The sequence below is a fragment of the Micromonospora sp. NPDC005163 genome, assembly GCF_053599835.1.
Genome location: NZ_JBSFYP010000028.1, coordinates 80,695 through 99,883 on the forward strand (window position 1 = coordinate 80,695; position 19,189 = coordinate 99,883).

General features: G+C 71.1%; 13 protein-coding genes and 1 riboswitch. Of the genes, 7 read left to right on the forward strand and 6 right to left on the reverse strand.

Annotated elements, in window-relative coordinates; all coding sequences use genetic code 11:
- Positions 1-16: 16 nt before the first annotated feature.
- Complete coding sequence (locus tag ACWD6N_RS20425) at positions 17-709, reverse strand: TetR/AcrR family transcriptional regulator (protein ID WP_354966742.1); 693 nt, start codon at positions 707-709, stop codon at positions 17-19.
- A 58-nt stretch (positions 710-767) separates the two neighbouring features.
- Between ACWD6N_RS20425 and ACWD6N_RS20430 the strand changes: the two genes are divergently transcribed.
- From ACWD6N_RS20430 to ACWD6N_RS20455, 6 genes are all read left to right on the forward strand, one after another.
- Positions 768-1,604 (forward strand): alpha/beta fold hydrolase, encoded by an 837-nt coding sequence (locus ACWD6N_RS20430; protein WP_354966743.1) that lies wholly within the window; start codon positions 768-770, stop codon positions 1,602-1,604.
- 168 nt (positions 1,605-1,772) lie between these two features.
- Entirely contained in the window at positions 1,773-2,720 is a 948-nt protein-coding gene (locus ACWD6N_RS20435) for an ion transporter (protein WP_354966744.1), read from the forward strand.
- Positions 2,721-2,867: 147 nt separating this feature from the next.
- Entirely contained in the window at positions 2,868-4,034 is a 1,167-nt protein-coding gene (locus ACWD6N_RS20440; protein ID WP_354966745.1) for an acyl-CoA dehydrogenase family protein, read from the forward strand.
- On the forward strand, positions 4,034-4,879 hold the full coding sequence (locus tag ACWD6N_RS20445) for a phosphate/phosphite/phosphonate ABC transporter substrate-binding protein (protein WP_354966746.1): 846 nt from the start codon (positions 4,034-4,036) through the stop codon (positions 4,877-4,879). The genes ACWD6N_RS20440 and ACWD6N_RS20445 overlap by 1 nt, the downstream gene beginning before the upstream one ends.
- A complete protein-coding gene (locus ACWD6N_RS20450) occupies positions 4,876-6,093 on the forward strand; it encodes a ferritin-like domain-containing protein (protein ID WP_354966747.1) in 1,218 nt (405 codons plus the stop codon). The genes ACWD6N_RS20445 and ACWD6N_RS20450 overlap by 4 nt, the downstream gene beginning before the upstream one ends.
- A gap of 66 nt (positions 6,094-6,159) precedes the next feature.
- Entirely contained in the window at positions 6,160-6,513 is a 354-nt protein-coding gene (locus tag ACWD6N_RS20455) for a TraR/DksA family transcriptional regulator (RefSeq protein ID WP_450005064.1), read from the forward strand.
- Positions 6,514-6,561: 48 nt separating this feature from the next.
- Here the strand turns inward: ACWD6N_RS20455 and ACWD6N_RS20460 are convergent, their stop codons facing one another.
- From ACWD6N_RS20460 to ACWD6N_RS20470, 3 genes are all read right to left on the reverse strand, one after another.
- Positions 6,562-7,557, reverse strand: a complete 996-nt coding sequence (locus tag ACWD6N_RS20460) for a ribonucleotide-diphosphate reductase subunit beta (RefSeq protein ID WP_354966760.1) — start codon at positions 7,555-7,557, stop codon at positions 6,562-6,564.
- Positions 7,558-7,595: 38 nt separating this feature from the next.
- Positions 7,596-9,929: a ribonucleoside-diphosphate reductase subunit alpha gene (locus ACWD6N_RS20465; RefSeq protein WP_354966761.1), complete on the reverse strand. Its 2,334-nt coding sequence runs from the start codon at positions 9,927-9,929 to the stop codon at positions 7,596-7,598.
- 201 nt (positions 9,930-10,130) lie between these two features.
- Positions 10,131-10,346, reverse strand: a riboswitch (cobalamin riboswitch).
- A 177-nt stretch (positions 10,347-10,523) separates the two neighbouring features.
- A complete protein-coding gene (locus ACWD6N_RS20470) occupies positions 10,524-16,142 on the reverse strand; it encodes a GH92 family glycosyl hydrolase (protein ID WP_354966749.1) in 5,619 nt (1,872 codons plus the stop codon).
- 385 nt (positions 16,143-16,527) lie between these two features.
- Between ACWD6N_RS20470 and ACWD6N_RS20475 the strand changes: the two genes are divergently transcribed.
- Positions 16,528-17,550 carry a LacI family DNA-binding transcriptional regulator gene (locus ACWD6N_RS20475; protein WP_354966750.1) on the forward strand — a complete coding sequence of 341 codons (1,023 nt, stop codon included), beginning with the start codon at positions 16,528-16,530 and terminating at the stop codon, positions 17,548-17,550.
- Between the two features lie 39 nt (positions 17,551-17,589).
- Here ACWD6N_RS20475 and ACWD6N_RS20480 read toward each other — a convergent pair whose 3' ends face one another.
- Both ACWD6N_RS20480 and ACWD6N_RS20485 read right to left on the reverse strand, forming a co-directional pair.
- Positions 17,590-18,618 carry a LacI family DNA-binding transcriptional regulator gene (locus ACWD6N_RS20480; RefSeq protein WP_354966751.1) on the reverse strand — a complete coding sequence of 343 codons (1,029 nt, stop codon included), beginning with the start codon at positions 18,616-18,618 and terminating at the stop codon, positions 17,590-17,592.
- A gap of 346 nt (positions 18,619-18,964) precedes the next feature.
- Positions 18,965-19,189 (reverse strand): hypothetical protein (locus tag ACWD6N_RS20485; RefSeq protein ID WP_450005065.1); only part of this gene is annotated, 225 nt, incomplete at its 5' end.

Sequence of the window (19,189 nt, forward strand, 5' to 3'; positions counted from 1 at the left end):
GGCAGGGCGTGGTCGATTACGCAGCGGGCTCGGCGAGGAGCAGACCGGTCAGCAGGCCGCGCAGGGCCCGCTCGAAAAGGTCTGTCCGGGGCGCTGGTGGCGAGGGCTGACCGAACGCCGCGACCAGGTGCGGGTACGCCGCGAGGTCGGTGCCGGCGAAGGTGAAGGACCCGGCCGTGGCCTCGCTGCGCGCGAAGAGGCTCACCACGCCGGTCACCATCGCGATCGCCTCGAACTTTGAGGTGACGGCGCAGCCGACGGGCTCCAGGATCCGGAGGCAGGTGTCGAACCAGGCCAGGCTCTCGGGGCCGATGCCGGACGGTCGGTGAATCACGTCGGTCAGCCACGGGTGGCGGCGGTGCAGCGCCAACTGCCGGCGGGCCAGCAGCAGCATCCCGTCCAGCCAGGCGCCCTCCGCCCGCGGGTACGGCCGCAACTCCCCCACCACCCGATCGGTCATCAGGTCCAGCAAGTCGTCCCGGGACGACAGGTACCGGTAGAGCGACCCGGCCCCGGTGCCCAGCGCGGTGGCGACGGCCCGCATCGACACCGCCGCGAGTCCTTCCTTGTCCGCCAATGCGATGGCGGCCGCGACGATGGCGTCGCGACTGTGTGCCGGGGCGGGACCGCGGCTGCCGCGTTCGGGTCTGGCCCAGATCGGCTGCCGGTCGGAACCGCCGTCGCCGGCTCTCGTGGGTGCGTCGCTCACGGATCTACTGTAAACTGCAAACGTCGTTCGCAGTTCAATCACGGGAGGTGGGCTGGCGATGGAGCGGATCACGGCACGGGACGGCGCGAACATCGTGCTGCACTCGACGGGCAACGGGCCCGGGATCATCGTGGTGCACGGCGGCGGGATCACCATCGACATGTACCGACGGCTCGCCACGGCGCTCGCCGACCGGTTCACCGTGCACCTCTACAACCGGCGGGGGCGGGCGGACGCCCCGCCCAGGTCGACGCCATACACCTTCGAGCAGGACATCGACGACCTCGCCGTGGTGCTGGAGCACACCGGGTCCGGAAACGTCATCGGCCACAGCTCCGGCGGCTTCATCGCGCTCCAGGCGGCGCTCCGACTGCCGATCGACCGGCTCGCCGTCTACGACGCCGCGGTCTCCATCGACGGCGGCTTCCCCACCGCGTGGCTCGACCCCGCACAGGAGGCGCTGCGGTCCGGCGACATCGCCCGGAGCCTCGCCATCACGGCCGCCGGCATCAATCCGCAGATGGCGGCGGCGAAACTCCCGTTCGGCGTACGGCTGGCCATCGTCCGCGCGTTCGTGCGTACGCCGATCGGGCGGACGATGGCCGACCTGCTGCCGATGACCCTGGACGAGTCAGCCCTGATCCGGGCGCACGACGGCCCGGCCAGCCGATGGGAAGGCGTCACCGCCGAGGTGCTGCTCGCCTGCGGCGCCGACAGCCCGCCCTACTACGTCGACCTCAACGAGGCCCTGGCCAGCGTGTTGCCCCGAGCCCGGACCCTGGTGATTCCCCGCAGCGGCCACGACGCCGTGAACCGGGCCCATCCGAGGTTCGTGGATCCGTTCGCCACGTTCTTCGGAGCCCCGGTCACTCCGGAACGGACCGGCCACCATTGACGCGCCGCGCGGTCACCCCACCCGCGGCCGAGCGGGAGACCGTCGGTCACGGGTCGGGCGCTTGGTTAGGGTGATGGACATGCCCGCACGCCGCCCGCACCGCCACGACGCCGGCCGGAGGTGGGCCCGACCGGCGGCCTCCGCACGCACCATCGGGCCGGGCTACTGGTGAGTGGCGCACGCGTACCCGTCCCGCGGGGTGAGCCGGCGGCGCCCGCGCCCGGCCGGTCCAGACTGGTCGACGCCTGCGGTCGGCTCGCCCGGTCGCGCCCCTTCGAGATCGGCATCGTCGCCGTCATCCTCGCCAACGGGATCGTCCTCGGCCTGGAGACGTACCGGGGCCTGACCGTGGCGGGCACCGTGCTGCACTGGCTGGAGTTGCTCTTCCGAGCCGTCTTCGTCGTCGAGATCGGCATTCGGCTGGCCGCCTACGGCCGTCGCCCGCAGGACTTCTTCCGGCACGGCTGGAACGTCTTCGACTTCGCCGTGATCGCGGCGATCTTCATTCCGGGCCTGCACGGCGATCCGGCGCTGCTGCGGGTGGTGCGGGTCGCCCGGATGGTCAGGTTGGTGCGTTTCTCCCCGGGCCTTCGTACCATCGTCTCCGCCCTGTGGCGCAGCCTGCCGGGCGTCGGTGGTTTCCTCGCGCTGGCCGTGGTGACGCTCTACGTGTACGGCATGGCCGGTTGGCTGATCTTCGGAAGCAGATTTCCCGACCAGTACGGCGACATCGGCCGGTCCCTGCTGACGTTGTTCGTGCTGCTCTCCCTGGAGACGTTGCCGGACCTCATCCAGCAGGGCATGACGATTTCGCCGTGGACGCTGCTCTACTACGTCAGCTACGTGGTCATCACGGTCAACCTGCTGCTCAACATCCTCATCGCGGTGATCGTCAACTCGATGGAGGAGGCACGCCGGCTGGAGATGACCGAACGCCTGGCCCCGGGGTACGACGAGGACGGCGACGGCGTACCGGACGAGGTGGACCGCATCGCGATCAGCCAACGGCTCGACGATCTGCGCGCGGTGATCGCCGAGTTGGAACGGGAGCTGCGGATCGACCGGGATGACGGGCACGGCCGGCCGCACCGCGAGGACGCCCGCGCCGGACGGTGAGCGGCCGCCCGACGCCGGTCATCCTCGCCGACAGGACCACGCGAGCGGTTCGCGCCCATGTCGGCCATCCGACGCCCTCGCCTCGCGATGCTCGACTGGGATAGCCTCGACGGCGGTGCCATCGGTCCGGCCGAAGGGGACATTCCCATGACAGCCAGTGTCGACAAAGCCCGCCCCAACACCGACCACCTGACGACGCTCGGCACGCTCATTGACGACGTGATCCGCCCTCAGGCCGCGCTCGTCGACCGGGACGGCACCTTCCCTCGACAGAGCGTGGACGCCCTCGCCGCGGCTGGCCTGCTCGGCCTGGCCTCCTCGACCGAGGTCGGTGGCGGCGGCCAGGGTCTGCGCACCGTCGCGGAGGTCATCGAACGACTGGCCGCCGAGTGCGGCTCCACGGCGATGGTCGTCCTCATGCACTACGCGGCGACCGCCGTCATCGAAGCGCACGGCCCGCGTGACGTCCGTGCGGCCATCGGCGCGGGTCAACACCTGACCTCCCTGGCGTTCTCCGAGTTCGGCTCGCGCAGCCACTTCTGGTCGCCGACCGGCACCGCGACGACGGACGACGGCGCGGTCCGGCTCGACGCCCGCAAGAGCTGGGTCACCTCGGCGGGTGAGGCGGACAGCTACGTCTGGTCGAGCCTCCCGCTCGCTGCGGGAGCGGGTCCGATGACGCTGTGGCTCGTTCCCGCCGGCAGCGCCGGCCTCAGCATCGCCGGCGACTTCGATGGGCTCGGCCTGCGCGGCAACGGCTCCCGGCCGATGACCGCCGACGGGGTCCGCGTCCCCGCCAGCGCGATGCTGGCCGCCGACGGCGCCGGCCTCGACACCGCGCTCGGCGCGGTCCTCCCCTGGTTCCTGGTGCTGAACGCCGCGTTCTGCCTCGGCCTCGCGGACAGCGCCGTCGCCGAAGCGGGCCGGCATCTCACGGGCACCACCCTCGCGCACACCGGCGCGGCCCTTCGCGACGCACCGGTCACCCGGCGCGGCTACGCCCAGCTGAAGATCCGCACCGACGCCCTGCGCGCCTTCCTCGGCGACACCCTGACCGCGCTGGAGACCGGCCGGGAGGACGCGACGCTGCGGGTGTTGCAGGTCAAGGCGCTCGCCGGCGAGACGGCCGCCGAGGTGACCGACGGCGCGATGCAGCTCTGCGGCGGCAGCGCCTTCCGCAAGGAGTTGGGCCTCGAACGCCGATTCCGCGACTCCCGCGCGGCCCGGGCGATGGCACCCACCACCGACGCCCTGCACGACTTCGTCGGCCGAGTCGCCACCGGGCTGCCGCTGCTCGACGAGGTCAACCGCTGATGGCGGCACCCACTGTCCTGATGGGCGCGGTCGCGTACGACCCCAAGGTGGTGACCATCTGGGAGGGCTTCCGCGCCTGGTTGCGAGGGCGTGGCCTGGACTTCGACTTCGTCCTCTACTCGCACTACGAGCGGCAGGTCGACGATCTCGTAGCCGGGCGGATCGACGCGGCGTGGAACTCACCGCTCGCCTGGCTGCGGGCCGAACGGTTGGCGGCGGCCAGCGGCGGCACGGTGAGCGCCCTCACCATGCGCGACACCGACCGGGACCTCACCTCGGTCGTGGTGGTGCGCGCCGACTCACCCGTCCGACAGGTCGAGGACCTGTCCGGCTCGCTCGTCGCCGTCGGCGCGATGGACAGTCCACAGGCGACGCTGATCCCGCTCGGGCACCTCGCGGCCGCCGGGGTCGAGGTCGACGTGCGCCGGTTCGACGTCGGCGTCGGGTTGCACGGCGATCACATCGGCGGTGAGCGCGACGCCGCCCGGGCCCTCGTGGCCAAGGAGGTGGACGCCGCCTGCATGATCGACGCCAACCATCTGGCGTTCGTCCGGGAGGGCACGCTCCCGCCCGATGGCACCCGGATCGTCGCGCAGACCGCACGATACGACCACTGCAACATGACGGTGCGCGATCCGGAGTCCGCCGGGGTCCGGCTCTTCGGCACGCTGCTGCGTGGCATGTCCTACGCCGACCCGGAGGTACGCCCGTTGCTCGACCTCGAAGGGCTGACCGCCTGGGAGGACGGCCGCACCACGGGGTACGACGCCCTCGCCCGGGCGGTCGACGCCAGCGGGTTCTACGCGGCCGACGGGCGGGTGACCGCCGCGGACTACCGGCCGTGAGCGGCGCGCCGGCGGCCGACGCCGAGATCCACCTCGGGGGTCTGGGCTTCGACCGGGGCGCGCACCTGCTGGTGCAACGCGCACTCGCCTCGCTACCGCCCGGCGGCCGGCTGGCGGTCTCCGGCCTCGACCCCGCCCTGCCGGTGCACCTGCCCGCCTGGTGCCGGAGCCGGGGTCACCGGCTCGAATGGCCGGATCCGGCCGACCGGAGCGAACTGGTCGCGGTGGTCGTCCGCGGCACGGCGGACGACGCCCGCTGGTTCGGCGCGGAGCGGGCCGGGCCCGCCCTGCCCTCGGCGCTCAGCAGGCACCCGCCGCCACGGTGGGGGCTCGGCGCCCGCGGTGCGCTGCTGGAATCCGGCGGCCCCGAGGCCCGGTTCGACCTGGACGACCGCGATCTGGTGTGGGCCGACGTCGCCCCCAAGCTGTACGCGCAGGCGGCGGCGCGGCAGTGGGACCCGGAGACCGCGGTGCCGTGGGACGACGCGTTCGCGCTGCCGGCCGACGTCGAGGCGGCGGTGGTGCAGGTGATGACCTACCTTGTCGAGAACGAGCAGGCCGCGCTCGTCGTGCCGGCACGGTTCGTCGGGCGGATACATCCGCACTTCCGTGAGGTGATGCAGCTCCTCGCGGTGCAGATGGCCGACGAGGCCCGGCACATGGAGGTGTTCGGCCGGCGAGCGTTGCTCCGGGGCGCCGAGCTGGGCACGTCGTCGGCCGGCGGTCGGCAGTCGCTCTTCACACTCGTCGCCGAGTCCGACTTCGCGTTGGCCTCGTTCCTGCTCTCCGTACTCGGGGAGGGCAGCTTCGTCGACCTGCTCTCGTTCCTGGAGCAGAACGCACCGGACCCGGTGACCCGTCGCGTCTGCTGGCTGGCGATGCAGGACGAGCGACGGCACGTGGTGTTCGGCATGGCACACCTCGAGCACCAGGCGACCGTGGACCCCCTGCTGCGGGACCGGCTCCGCGCGGCCATCCACCGCCGCCACGACGCGCTCGTCGACACCGCGGGGCTCAACGCGGACGTGTTCGACGCGCTGGTGGTCCTCGCGGCCGGTGGCTGGCACCCAGACGACGTGTCCGCCGGCTTCGAGCGGGTGCAGAAGCTGCAGCACGTGATGGATCAGGGCCGGCAGCGCCGGCTGGTACGGCTGGGCTTCCGGCCCGACGAGGCGGCGGCGCTCTCCGCCCTGCACACCCGCAACTTCATGTAGCGGGACAGCCACCGCCCAGGCGTCCGCCCGGCCGACCTGGGCCACCCGCAGTACGGTTGAGCGGCCATGAACAGGGATTTCAGCTCGATCCGCGCGGAACCGCTCCACCTACGAGACCAGAGCCGGGCCCAGGCCGAAGCGTTGGACAGCGATCTGCGGAGCCTCTTCGAGGCCTCCCGGTCGTCCAACGCCGACGATGAGCACGACCCCGAGGGCAGCACCATTGCGTTCGAACGGGCCCAGCTCACCGCCGTCCTGGACGCGACGCGCCGACGCCTCTCCGAACTCGACGTCGCTCTGCGACGGGTCGAGGCCGGCACCTACGGCGTGTGTGAACGATGCTCCCGCCCGATTCCCGCCGAACGACTCGCCGCCCGCCCCTCAGCGAGCAGGTGTGTCGGCTGCGCCAGCCGGACCTGACGCACCGCCGGGGGGCGACGACCGGCCCCCGTCGCCCCCGGCGGTGTTCTAGAAGTCGTCGTCGAACGCGACGGTGCCGCTGACCCCGACCTGGTACGCCGACACCCGCCGCTCGAAGAAGTTGGACAGCTCCTGCACGTCCTGCAACTCCATGAAGGCGAAGGGGTTGGCCGACCCGTAGTGCGGCGCGATCCCGAGCTGGGCCAGACGCCGGTCGGCGACGTGCTGGAGGTACTCCCGCATGTCGGCCAGCGTCAGGCCGGGCACCCCGTGGCCGAGCAGGTCCTCGGCGAACTGGACCTCGCACTCGACGGCCTCGGTGAGCATCTGGCGGACCTGCCCGGCGAGGTCGCCGTCGAACAGGTCGGGTTCCTCGCCGCGCACGGTGTCGACGACGTCGAACGCGAAGGCCATGTGCATGGACTCGTCCCGGAACACCCAGTTGGTGCCGGAGGCGAGACCGTGGAGCAGGCCGCGAGAGCGCAGGAAATAGACGTACGCGAACGCGCCGTAGAAGAACAGTCCTTCGATGCAGGCGGCGAAGCAGATCAGGTTGAGCAGGAACCTCCGCCGGTCCTCGCGCGAACGCAGCTCGCGGAGTTCGCTCAGCGAGTCGATCCAGCGGAAGCAGAAGTCGGCCTTACGGCGGATCGAGGGGATGTTCTCGATGGCGGCGAAGGCGGCGAACCGCTCGCTCTCGTCGGGCACGTACGTGTCGAGCAGGTTCAGATAGAACTGGACGTGCACCGCCTCCTCGAACAGCTGCCGGGACAGGTAGAGGCGACCCTCCGGGCTGTTGACGTGCTGGTAGAGGTTGAGCACGAGGTTGTTGGCGACGATGGTGTCGCCGGTGGCGAAGAACGCGACCAGCCGGCTGACCAGGTGCCGCTCCGCGGGGGAGAGCTTGTCGAGGTCGGCGAGGTCGGCGTGCAGGTCGACCTCCTCGACCGTCCAGGTGTTGCGGATGGCGTCGCGGAACCGGTCGAAGAAGTGCGGGTAGCGCATCGGGCGGAGGGTGAGGTCCATCCCGGGGTCGAGCAGCATGTGCGTGGTCCTCGTGTCGGTGGTGGTGTCGGCGGCGGTCACTGGCAGGCCTCGCACGACTCGGGGTTCTCCAGGGAGCAGGCCAGCGCCTCCGGGTCGGTCGCCACGGGTACGGCGAGGGCGACGGTGGCGGGTGCGACGGTGGCCTGCTGGATCCGGGTGGCCGGGCGGGACCGCAGGTAGTAGGTCGTCTTCAGCCCGGCCTTCCAGGCGTACAGGTACATCGAGGAGAGCTTGCCGATGGTCGGCGAGGCCAGGAACAGGTTCAGCGACTGCGACTGGTCGATGAACGGCGCGCGAGCCGCGGCCAGGTCGATCAGCGCCCGCTGCGGCAGCTCCCACGCGGTGCGGAACAACTCCCGCACGGCGGCCGGTAGCTCCGCGATGTCCTGCACCGACCCCTCGGCGCGCTTGATCGCCGACCGGACGGGCTCGGTCCACAGGCCACGGGACTTCAGCTCGCGTACCAGAGCGGTGTTGACCTGGAGAAACTCCCCCGACAGGGTCTCGCGCTTGAACAGGTTGGACACCTGCGGCTCGACGCACTCGTAACAACCGGCGATCGAGGCGATGGTCGCGGTCGGGGCGACCGCCACCAGCAGTGAGTTGCGCAGCCCGTACGCCTCGACCCGCTCCCGCAACGCGGTCCACCGGTCGGTCTGCGTCCCCTGGACGCCCCACAGGTCGGGCTGCAACTGCCCCCGCGCCGCCCGCGTCTGCCCGTACGCCGGGTGCGCGCCGAAGCGCCGCGCCAGATCGGCGGAGGTCTCCAGGGCGGTCAGGTACAACTCCTCGCTGACCCGGGTGGACAACTCCCGCGCGGCCGGCGAGTCGAACGGCAACCGCAGCGCGAAGAACACGTCCTGCAGGCCCATCAGCCCGAGCCCGACCGGCCGCCAGCGGGGGTTGCTCGCCGCCGCCTGCGCGGTCGGGTAGTAGTTGATGTCGATGACCCGGTCGAGGAACGTGACCGCGGTACGGACCGTGGCGCGCAGTCGCTGCCAGTCGATGACGCCGTCGGTGACGTGGGCGGCGAGGTTCACCGAGCCGAGGTTGCACACCGCGGTCTCGGCGTCGCTGGACACCTCGATGATCTCGGTGCAGAGGTTGGACAGGTGCACCACGTTGCCCGGTTCGGCGGTCTGGTTGCACAGCCGGTTGGCGGCGTCCTTGAAGGTCATCCACCCGTTGCCGGTCTGCGCCAGGGTGCGCATCATCTTCCCGTACAGCTCCCGCGCCGGGACCTGCCGCACGTAGCGGCCCTGCGCCTCGGCCTCCCGGTACGCGACGTCGAACCGCTCGCCCCACAGGTCGGGCAGTTCCGGCACCTCGTTCGGGTCGAACAGCGACCACACCTCGTCGGCCTCGACCCGGCGCATGAACTCGTCGGGGATCCAGTTGGCCAGGTTGAGGTTGTGGGTGCGCCGGGCGTCCTCGCCGGTGTTGTCCCGCAGTTGCAGGAACTCCTCGATGTCCGGGTGCCACGGCTCCAGGTAGACACACGCCGCGCCCTTGCGCCGGCCGCCCTGGTTGACCGCGGCGACGCTCGCGTCCAGCGTGCGCAGCCACGGCACGATCCCATTGGACTGCCCGTTCGTGCCGCGGATCAGCGCGCCCCGGGACCGGACCCGGGAGTACGCGATGCCGATGCCGCCGGCGAACTTGGACAGGTTGGCGACCTGCGCGTACCGCTGGTAGATCGAGTCCAGCTCGTCGCGCGGGGAGTCGACCAGGTAGCAGGAGGACATCTGGGTGTGCCGGGTGCCGGAGTTGAACAGCGTCGGCGAACTGGGCAGGTAGGCCAGGCTGGACATCAGCCGGTAGAAGTCGACCGCCTCGTCCGGCGTACGGGACAGCCCGCAGGCCACCCGCAGCAGCCAGTACTGCGGCGTCTCCAGCACCAGCCGGCTGGTCGGGTGGCGCAGCAGGTACCGGTCGTACACCGTGCGCAGGCCGAAGTACTCGAACCGCAGGTCGCCGTCCGGGTCGACGGCGTCGTCGAGCGTCCGGCCGTGCGCGGCGACGAAGGCGGCGGTCTCGTCTCCGATCAGTCCCTCGGCATGGCCCATCCGGATCGCCGTGCTGAACGAGGTGATGCCCTGCCGGTGCACCTCCTTGTCGACGTAGCCGGCCAGAAGCCGGGCGGCCAGCCGCGAGTACTGCGGCTCCTCGCCGATCATCTCGGCCGCGGTCTGGATGGACAGCCGGTCCAGCTCCGCGGTGGTCGCGCCGTCGTAGAGGCCGCTGATCGTCCGGGTCGCCACCCGCAGCGGGTCGACGTCGGTCAGGTCGTCGGTCCACCGCTCGACCGCGCGGACGATCTTGTTGACGTCCACCGGTTCGCTGGCGCCGTCGCGCTTGCGGACGTGCATCTGCGTCCGCCGCCGGCCCGGCAGGTCGGTGTCGCCGCCGGTCGGGACCACCTGGGTGACTGTCACCACTCACTCCTCGCGAGTTCGAGACCTGATGGCCCTCGGACGCGAGGAGACAGACACCGGCGGACGCCACGCCGGGCGTGGGTCAGGGGGCGTCGGCCGTCCCACGCGGCGTCGGGCCGCCGCCCACCCGGGTGCGGGTGCACGGCGCGCTGGCAGGTCTTCGGACTCGTGGGCACGACCGGGCTCGCCGGTCTCCTACTGGCCGTCGCTTCCCAGGCCGCTTGGCGGCCCAGTGCTGATGACGGCGGTCGTTCCCACTCACCGCTGCGGGGCAGTCCCGGAATTCCACCGGGTTCCCTCTTGCCTCGACCACTGCAGACGAGCGGCCGAACCAGCTGCGTCGACACCATATATAGGGACGACGCCGTTGTCACACCCCACATCTCGGGTATCGGCGTGTCGGCGGTCGAGTCAGTGACGACGGTCACCGGCCCGGACGCCCCCGCCGGGCGGGGTCATGGTCGACGCTAGCAGCGCGCGGGGCGGGCCGTGATCCGCCCCGCCCCGCGCGCTACCGCTACCGCCGACTCAGTTCGTGACGGTGAAGGGCAGCGCGACCCGCGTCACCGACTCGGCCCCCGCCAGCGTGATCACGGTCGAGCCGGCCTTCGCCGCCCCGGGGACGCTGACCGTCGCACCGGCGATGACACCGTCACCATTCGCGCGCACGGTGCTGACCGCGAGGCCGTCACCGAAGCTGACCGTGACCGCCTCGTTCGGAGCGAACCCGGCGCCGTCGACCGTGATCGACGTACCGTGCGGTCCCGCGGTGGTCGTCAGCGCCGCCTGCGGATCGTAGGTCGGCTTCTCCTGCTGACCGGTCACCTGGACGGTGGCCGTCGCCGGCGTCCGGGAGGACGCGCCGGTGGCGGTGACGGAGTACCGGCCGGGCTCGGCGTCACCGGACGTCGCGACGGAGGCGCGTACCGCTCCCGCCGCGGACGCCGCGACCTTGACGGTCCGCGCCGGACTGGTGCCGAGAGTCACGGTCACCTGCTCACCGGCCGCGAACCCGCTGCCGTTGACGGTGACCGCGTCACCGGTTGTCACGGTGGCCGACGTCGACACCGCGATCGCCGGCTGGAGTCCGCCCCGCGCCACGGTCACCGTGAAGGTCGCGGTGCTGCTCGACGACGTGTCCCACGCGGTGACGTGCACCGTGTAGGTGCCCTCCTGCGCATAGGTGTGCCGTCCGCTCAGCGCGCCGTCCGGGCCGACCGTGACGTCGTCCGGAACCGTGCCGTCGCCCCACTGCACCCGGGCGTGGAAGCCCGTCGTGCCGGGAACGCCGCCGCTCACCGAGCCGAGCGTGGCCGCGAGGACCTGCCCGGCGTCGGCCGTCTGGTCGCTCGGGGCGGTGGTCACCAGCGCGGCGGCCGGAGTGCCGTCGTTCGCGACGGCGAACACGTGGATCCGGCCCGCCGAGCCGGGGTCGCCGGTCTGCGTCGGCAGGGTCACCGAGACGAGCGTCTTGCCCGCCGGGATCTGGTACGGCGCGGTGGCGAACAGGAACGGCTGCGCGCCGTCCCGGCTCGTGCCGCTCAACCGGTACGCGGCCTTGGCGACGACGATGTTGCCGTACGACGGAGTGCCGTTGGCGTTGCCGCCCAGCGTCCAGTCACTCATCTGGATCGGGATGCTGGCCGTGCTGCCGTCGCTGAACGTCGCCGTGCCGGTGCTGTTCTGATTGCCCTGCGTGCCGGCGCCGATGAACGAGATGCTCCGGGCGTCGGTCGGCAGGTCGAGAACGACCGTCCTGCCGTTGCCGGTGGTGTTGTCCGGCTGCCCCGCCGGGACCACCGGCAAGGTGAACTGCAGGTCCGTTCCGGGCACCTGGTGCCGCTGGCCCTGGGTCACGCCGGCCGCCGTCAGGGCGGCCCGCGAGTACGCCCACGACTTGGCGTCGCAGTTCGCCGCGAGGGCGCCCTCGTCACCGATGCAGACGGTGTCGAACGCCGCGGTGAGGCCGGAGCTCGGCGCGTAGGCCACGTCGACGCCGACCGTGACCGAGCCCTGGCCGGTGCCGTCGGTCACCGTGACGCTCGCCTGGTGGTGACCCGGCGTGGCGTACGTGTGCGAGCCGCTGACGCTGTAGACGGCCCGCGAGCTCAACGTCAGGGTGCCCTCGGTGGTCGGTGAGCCGTCACCCCAGTCGATCGTGGCCCGGTAGCCGCTGGCGGTACCCCCGGTGACGGAGGCCAGTGGCACCGAGACGGGTGCGCCGGACGTCGCGTGCACGCTGCCCGCGGCGGTCACCGTGATGTCGCCGCCACCAATCTCGAAGTCGCCTCCGGCGAGCAACTCGATCTCGGCGAGGTTGGCCTGCGCGGCGCCGGCGGTCCTGCTGACGACGAGACGGAACTGGGCGTACCGTCCCGGCCTGTCGATGGTGAACGGACGGGTCTGGTTGCGCCACCGGAACGCCTCGCCCTTGCGGGAGTCGACGGTGCTCCAGGTGATGCCGTCATTGGAGCCCTGCAACCGCCAGTCCGCCGGATCGCCCGCACTGGCACCGGAGGTGAGGGTGTAGTGGCTCGGCTTCTGCCTGGCGCCACGGGAGGCCCAGCTGACCTGCGGCGTCGCGGTGGTGAACGTCAGCTGCGTGGTCGACGAGTCGTCGAACAGCTTCGACGCGTCCTGGCCGCCCGTCGCGTTGGCGGTGCCGAGACCGGGGCCGGTGACGTCCTGCAGCGGCTTGGGCGCCTTGTCGCCCCTGGTCAGCGACGGCGGCGCGTCGTTCTTGCCGCTGCCCCAGGACGACGGCTTGGGGCCCATCTGGAAGTCGATCGTGCCGCCCTTGGCGAACGCGCTCACGTCGACGGACAGCTCGCGCTGCTTCTTCCCGTTGACCGTGACGCCCTGCACGTAGACGTTCTTGGTGCTGTTGTCCGGCGCGTTGACGACGATGTCGCCGCTCGTGCGGTGGACGGTCATCTTTGTGAACTGCGGCGAGCCGATGGCCCAGTGGGACGATCCGGCCTGCAGCGGGTAGATGCCCAGCGAGCTGAGGATGTACCAGGACGACATCTCGCCGTTGTCCTCGTCGCCCAGGTAGCCCTGGCCGATCTCGCTGCCGACGTAGAGGCGCTGCAGGATCTCCCGTACCGCCGCCTGCGTCTTCGCCGGCGCGCCGGCGAAGTTGTACATGTACGGGATGTGGTGCGACGGCTGGTTGCTCATGCCGAGCTGTCCCATCCGCACCGCGCGCGCCTCGAGCATCTCGTGGATCGTGCCGCCGTACCCGCCGGGTCGGTCGGCGTTCTCCGGGGTGGCGAAGAACTGGTCGAGCTTGTCGCGCAGCGCCTTCTGCCCGCCGTGCAGGTTGGCCAGTCCCTGGCCGTCCTGCTGGGCGGTGAACGCGAAGTTCCACCCGTTGGTCTCGGTGTAGACGCCGCCCCAGTCCAGCGGGTCACCGGCGAGGAAGTTGCCGGACGCGTCCCGGCCCTGGAAGAGCTTCGTCTTCGGGTCGAAGAGGTGGACGTAGTTGCGGGCGCGCTCTAGGAAGTACCGTGACTCGTCCTTGAGCCGCTGGCGCTCCGACTTCGGCGTGGCCGGGTCCTTGGCCAGGGCCGCGCCCATGTTGCCGATGCCGTAGTCGTTGATGAAGCCTTCCAGCGCCCACGACACCGACTCTCCGGTGGACGTCGGCGTGTAGCCGAGGAACAGCGAGGTCTCGATGCCCTTGCGGCCCACCGCGCTGCGCCCGGAGGCGACGGTCGCGTCCTTGACCGCCGCGTCGTACGCCGCGAGCGGGTCGGGCAGCTTGACGCCGGTGAGGTACGCCTGGGCCAGTGCCACGTTCGCGCTGGTGCCGGTCATCAGGTCGGCGTAACCCGGAGACGACCAGCGGGCGATCCAGCCGCCGTCGCGGTAGTGCTGGACGAACCCGTCGGAGATCCTGGCCGCGACGTCCGGGTACAGCAGCGCGTAGGCGGGCCACACGGTGCGGTAGGTGTCCCAGAAGCCGTTGTTGACGTAGATCTGGCCGTCCACGATCTTCGCGCCGGTGTGGGTGGCGGACGACGTGCCGGTCGGCGCCGACACCGGGCTCGCGTACTGCCAGCGCGGCGCGGCGGCGCTGCCGGTGTTCTCCGACTGCGAGTTCGGGTACAGGTTCAGCCGGTACAGGTTCGAGTACATCGTCACCAGCTGCGTCTCGGCCGCCCCCCGCACCTCGACCCGGCCGAGCCGGTCTTTCCACGCGGCGGTGGCGGCGGCGCGGACCTGGTCGAAGCTCTTCCCGGTGACCTCCAGGTCGAGGTTCCGGTGCGCCTGGTCGACCGATAGGAACGAGGTCGCGATGCGCATCGTCACCTGGCGGTTCGCGGAGATGTCGAAGGTGGCGGCCGTCGCGGAGGACGCCGTGGGCGCCCGGTCGAACGTGCCGGACACGAACATCCGGCTACGACCGGCCGACAGGCCACTTCCGTTATCGACCCAGCCGGTGAACGTGCCGTCGGCGCCGATGGTGAACGTGCCGTTGTAGAAGACCAGGCTTCCGGTCGCCGGCCCGGACGGGAAGGTGAACCGCATGATCCCGGCATGGTCGGTGGGCGACATCTCGGCGGTGAGGCCGTTCTGCAGCGCGACCCGGTAGAGGTCCGGCTGGGCCGTCTCGTCGTCGTGGTTGAAGGCGAGCGCCCGGCTGCTGGGCGGCCCGGTGAGGGGGCCGTCGCCCGCCACCGGCATGACCGACATCTGGTTGCGGTCACCCATCCACGGGCTCGGCTCGTGCGAGATCGCGAGGCCCTGCAGGGTGGGCAGGTTGGCGGCGTTGTTGACCCGGTGGTACTGGTACTCCCACGAGTCGGACGTCGCGTCGGTCACCGGGGTGAAGAAGTTGAAGCCGTTCGGCACCGAGGTGATCGGCAGGTTGTTGCCGCGCGAGAACCCACCGGTCGAGTTGGTCCCGCGCCGGGTGTCGACGTAGTTGGTGAGCCGCGAACCGTCGATGGACGCCGGCGAGGCGGTCACCGCGACGTCGTCGAGCCAGCCCTGGAACCGGGTGTCCGCCGTCGCCTGCGGGTTGTCGTAGGCGAGCAGGATGCGGTCGATCGTCCTGCCGCGTGCGACCGCGCCGATGTCGGCCTGCACCGCGTTCCACTGGTCGGCGTAGAGCACCTTCGACGCACCCTGCCCGTCCGGGGTGAGCGCGTAGCCGTGCTGGTCGACGGGCGAGAGGCCGCTCAGGTAGCTGCCGTCGGTGAAGTGCAGGTCGACTGCCGCGAAGGTGGACGGATACTGCGGGTCCTCGCCGGTGTACTCCGGGAAGATCTTGTAGGAGAGCCGGGTCTTCGGCCCGACCGGGATGTTGACGTCGAACAGCCGGTTGGTCGCGTACGAACGGCCATCGTCCTCGGCGCCGCCCGCGTACCGGAGCGAAGTCAGTCCGGTGAAGCCGGCCCCCGGCTTCGTGGTGTAGCCGCCGGACGGACCGGTGCCGACGACGCTGACCATGGGAGCGGCCGGCGGTCGGACGTTGGAGCCGTCGCTGATGTCCCAGCCGGCGAGCTGCACGAGGGGGTCACCGGAGTTCGCGGTGATGTTCAGCCGGTAGTAGCCGTAGGCGGTCGTGTTGGTGAGGCTGTAGGTCTTCGTGGCGAACCGCCGAGGGAAGCTCTGCTCGGTCTGCCTGTTCAGGTCGACCCAGGTGCTGCCGTCGGTGGACCCCTGCACGGTGAAGTCCCTGGGGTCACGGGTCGGAGCGTCGTCCCCGGAGGTCAGCGCGTACCGCACCACGGCCGTCGGCTTGGTCAGCTGGTAGGTCACCCAGCCGGTCCGGTTGCGCGCCAGCCACTTGGTCGACGGATCGCCGTCGGTGAGCTTCGCGGCGGTCTCGTTCGGCGGGTTCTCGGCGCTCGCGGTCACCGCCTGGACCTGACCGAGCAGGCTGCCGGGCAGTACCCTGCGGCTCGATCCGCTCAGGTTCGCCTGGACCGGTTTTCCACTCTGGTCGACCTCGACGGTGCTCGCGGAGGGTTGCGGGTCGGCCGACTCGAACGAGGAGCTGAAGGTGCCGGGCGGCGCGGTGGTCGGCGCGGCGCTGGCCAGGGGCGCGCCGACGAGCAGGCCCACCGGCAGCAGGACCGCGGTTGTCGCGGCGATCAGTCGGGGGGACAGGAGGCGCGCGATGGGGGGTTGCGACATAGGGGCAGGGCCTTTCGCCTCGAACCGGGTCGAGTACGTCGAACGTCTGGGCAGAGTGGACCGTGGCTGCGGTCCATCGTGGTGGATTCCTCGGAGCCGCCTGACATCGTTGTCATGAGAACTCACGACGACGACGCAGGAGCAGTGGACTGTCGCTGATGGTTCCGGGTGGATCACGGCCGTGTCAATGGGTTCACCAGAGCGAAACAACCTGTGGTCGCATCCGCTCCGAAAACCGTTTCGGCTCGTCGTCGCGGGCGTGACGATCTACCGCCCTCGACAGCTTCGCCACCTTCCCCGGAGCCAGCGTGCGCACTACGCTTGCGGGGAGCACGGGCAGCAGGCACCCGCCATTCACCCCTGAAATGTTTGCGAAAGGCTTTCGGTGGGCCGACGACGATCCCAGTCAGTGACGTTGAGCGACGTGGCGAACCGCGCCGGCACCTCCGTGGCCACCGCGTCCAAGGCACTCAACAGCCGCGCCGAGGTCGCGCCGGAAACCCGGGAACGGGTCCTGCGGGCCGCCGCCGAGCTGTCGTTCCAGCCGAACGTGCTGGCCCGCGGTCTGATCTCCGGGCGCACCCGCACCGTCGGGCTGCTCACCGACGAACTCGGTGGCCGGTTCGCCATACCCATCCTGCTCGGCGCCGAGAACGCCCTCGGCAACGGACAGATGTCCGTGCTGCTCTGCGACGCCCGTGGCGACGCGATCCGACGGCAGCACTACATCCGCACCCTGCTCGCCCGCCAGGTCGACGGGTTCATCGTGGTCGGCGACAGCAACGACCTGCGCTCGTCGTTGACACAGGACATCCCGGTCCCGGTGGTCTACGCCTACGCCGAGTCGACCGATCCGAACGACCTGTCGATCGTCGCCGACGACGAGGGTGGCGCCCGGCTCGCCGCCGAACACCTGGTGTCGCACGGCCGCCGCAGGATCGGACACATCACCGGGCCGGACACCTACCGAGCGGCCCGTGATCGCGCCACCGGACTACGAACGGTGCTCGCCGAGGCCGGGCTCACCCCGGCCGGCGACCCGCTCTACGGCGAGTGGTCGCAACGATGGGGCCGGCACGCCGCCCGGTTGCTGCTGGCCGCCCGGCCGGACGTGGACGCGATCTTCTGCGGCAACGACCAGGTCGCCGCCGGCGCCGCCGACACCCTGCGCGACCTCGGTCGGCGGATCCCCGACGACGTGGCGATCGTCGGATACGACAACTGGGAGTTCTTCGCGGCCGACTGCCGACCGCCCCTGACCACCGTGGACCTCAACCTCGAACAGCTCGGGGCCGCCGCGGTCAACCATCTCTTCGCCGCGATGGACGGCAACGCCGGCTCCGGGGTCATCCGGCAGCCCGGCCGCCTCGTGGTCCGCGAGTCGACCGGCCCGGTGCTGCACCACTGAACCCCACGGCCGCGCGGGCGTACAGCACGGCCGCCGGACTCAGCCGACGGGCAGGGTCGACTCGCGCATCACCACGCGGCCGGGGAACTCCTCCGAACTGGGCGCGGCACCGTCGATCGCCGCGAAGAGCCGCTGGCCGGCCACCTCGCCGAGGTGCTTCAGGTTCATGTCGATGCTGGTCAGCCGCGGACGGGAGTCGGCGGCGACAGCCTCCCAGTTGTCGAACCCGATGACCGAGATGCTGCGCGGCACGTCACGTCCGAAGTCACGCAGCGTCTCCAGGACACCACGTGCGATCTGGTCGCTGCCGCAGAAGATCGCGTCGACCTCGGGGTGTTGCTCGACGACCATGTGTGCGGCGGCTCTGCCCCAGGACTCGTCCCACGACCCGAAGTAGGGCCGGTCGCCGACCATTCCCAGGCCGGCGTCGGCGAGGGCGGCGGCCGCGCCCTCGGCACGGTCCCTCGCCGCCTGGAACCCGGCCTCCCCGGTGATGTGGGCGATGGAGCGCCGGCCGCACGCCAGCAGATGCTCGATGGCGAGCCGCCCACCACCCACGTTGTCGACCGTGATCGAGATGTCCGCCGGATCGGCGGAGGGTGCGTAGACGTAGACGACCGGCACGGGGATGGTGCCGGCCAGCGGCGGGCGGGGGTCGGTGCGGGAGCCCACGACGATCAGGCCGTCCACCCGCCGGGACAGCAGCGCCTGCACGTGATGCTTCTCCCGGATCGCGTCGCCGCGCGCGTCGCACAGGAAGACCGAGACCTGGCCGGCCCCCGACGCGTCCTCGGCGCCCATCAGGATGGGGATCGAGAAGCGCCCCTCCAGGTCGCTCGTCAGCAGGCCGACGGTGCCGGTCCGGCCACTGAGCAACCCGCGGGCCAGGGCGTTCGGCGCGAAGGACAGCAGCTCCGCCGCCTCGAGCACCCGGACTCTCGTGGACGACCGCACCTCGCCGCGACCGTTGATGGCCTTGGACGCGGTGGCGACCGACACCCCGGCGAGCTTGGCCACATCGGTGAGCGTGGGCGGGCGGTAGGCGGGGATCTCGGGCTCGGTGGTCATGCGATGCTCCCTCTCAGCGACCGACACAGGTGCGCTGCGCGTCGGTGAGGCCGTCGCCGGGTGTCTTGTCGATCAGCCAGCGGAAGCACATCCTAAAACCTTTTCGGAGATGTTGCGGCGCGGGTGCGGCCCCCGCAGCACGCGCGGAACCCCTACCTGGGCGGAACACTACACGGGGAGCTCGCCGCCCTGTCACAGGCAGGGACACCCGTCCCGAAAACCTCTCGAAACCTCGACCGAATGCCCTCGCTCGACGGCGGCAGGGAAAGCCACCGAACGGCCGTGGCCCGGTCGACTCGACCGGGCCACGGCCGTCCAGCACGCGGAGGACGGCAGCAGGCGACGCCTACGGAGCGAGCTCCTTGTTCGATCGGGCGGCGGTCGTCACGACGGTCGACCTCTCCTCCTGGCTGAGCAGTCCCGCCTCGACGAACGCCTGCGCGACGTGGTTGACGGTCGACACGAACTGGCCGTGGTTCTCGAAGGGCGCCTGATCCCAGACCAGGTCGAGGAAGGTCGGGCCGTCGGTGCCGGGTGAGGTGATTCCCTGCACGGGTACGTCGTAGTTCGG

Bases quoted from the DNA above. Each gene is read 5' to 3' on its own strand.
- ACWD6N_RS20455 (WP_450005064.1), top strand. From the start codon at position 6,160: ATGAACAGGGATTTCAGCTCGATCCGCGCGGAACCGCTCCACCTACGA.
- ACWD6N_RS20465 (WP_354966761.1), bottom strand. From the start codon at position 9,929: ATGCACGTCCGCAAGCGCGACGGCGCCAGCGAACCGGTGGACGTCAAC.
- ACWD6N_RS20440 (WP_354966745.1), top strand. From the start codon at position 2,868: ATGACAGCCAGTGTCGACAAAGCCCGCCCCAACACCGACCACCTGACG.
- ACWD6N_RS20460 (WP_354966760.1), bottom strand. From the start codon at position 7,557: ATGCTGCTCGACCCCGGGATGGACCTCACCCTCCGCCCGATGCGCTAC.
- ACWD6N_RS20445 (WP_354966746.1), top strand. From the start codon at position 4,034: ATGGCGGCACCCACTGTCCTGATGGGCGCGGTCGCGTACGACCCCAAG.
- ACWD6N_RS20470 (WP_354966749.1), bottom strand. From the start codon at position 16,142: ATGTCGCAACCCCCCATCGCGCGCCTCCTGTCCCCCCGACTGATCGCC.
- ACWD6N_RS20430 (WP_354966743.1), top strand. From the start codon at position 768: ATGGAGCGGATCACGGCACGGGACGGCGCGAACATCGTGCTGCACTCG.
- ACWD6N_RS20480 (WP_354966751.1), bottom strand. From the start codon at position 18,618: ATGACCACCGAGCCCGAGATCCCCGCCTACCGCCCGCCCACGCTCACC.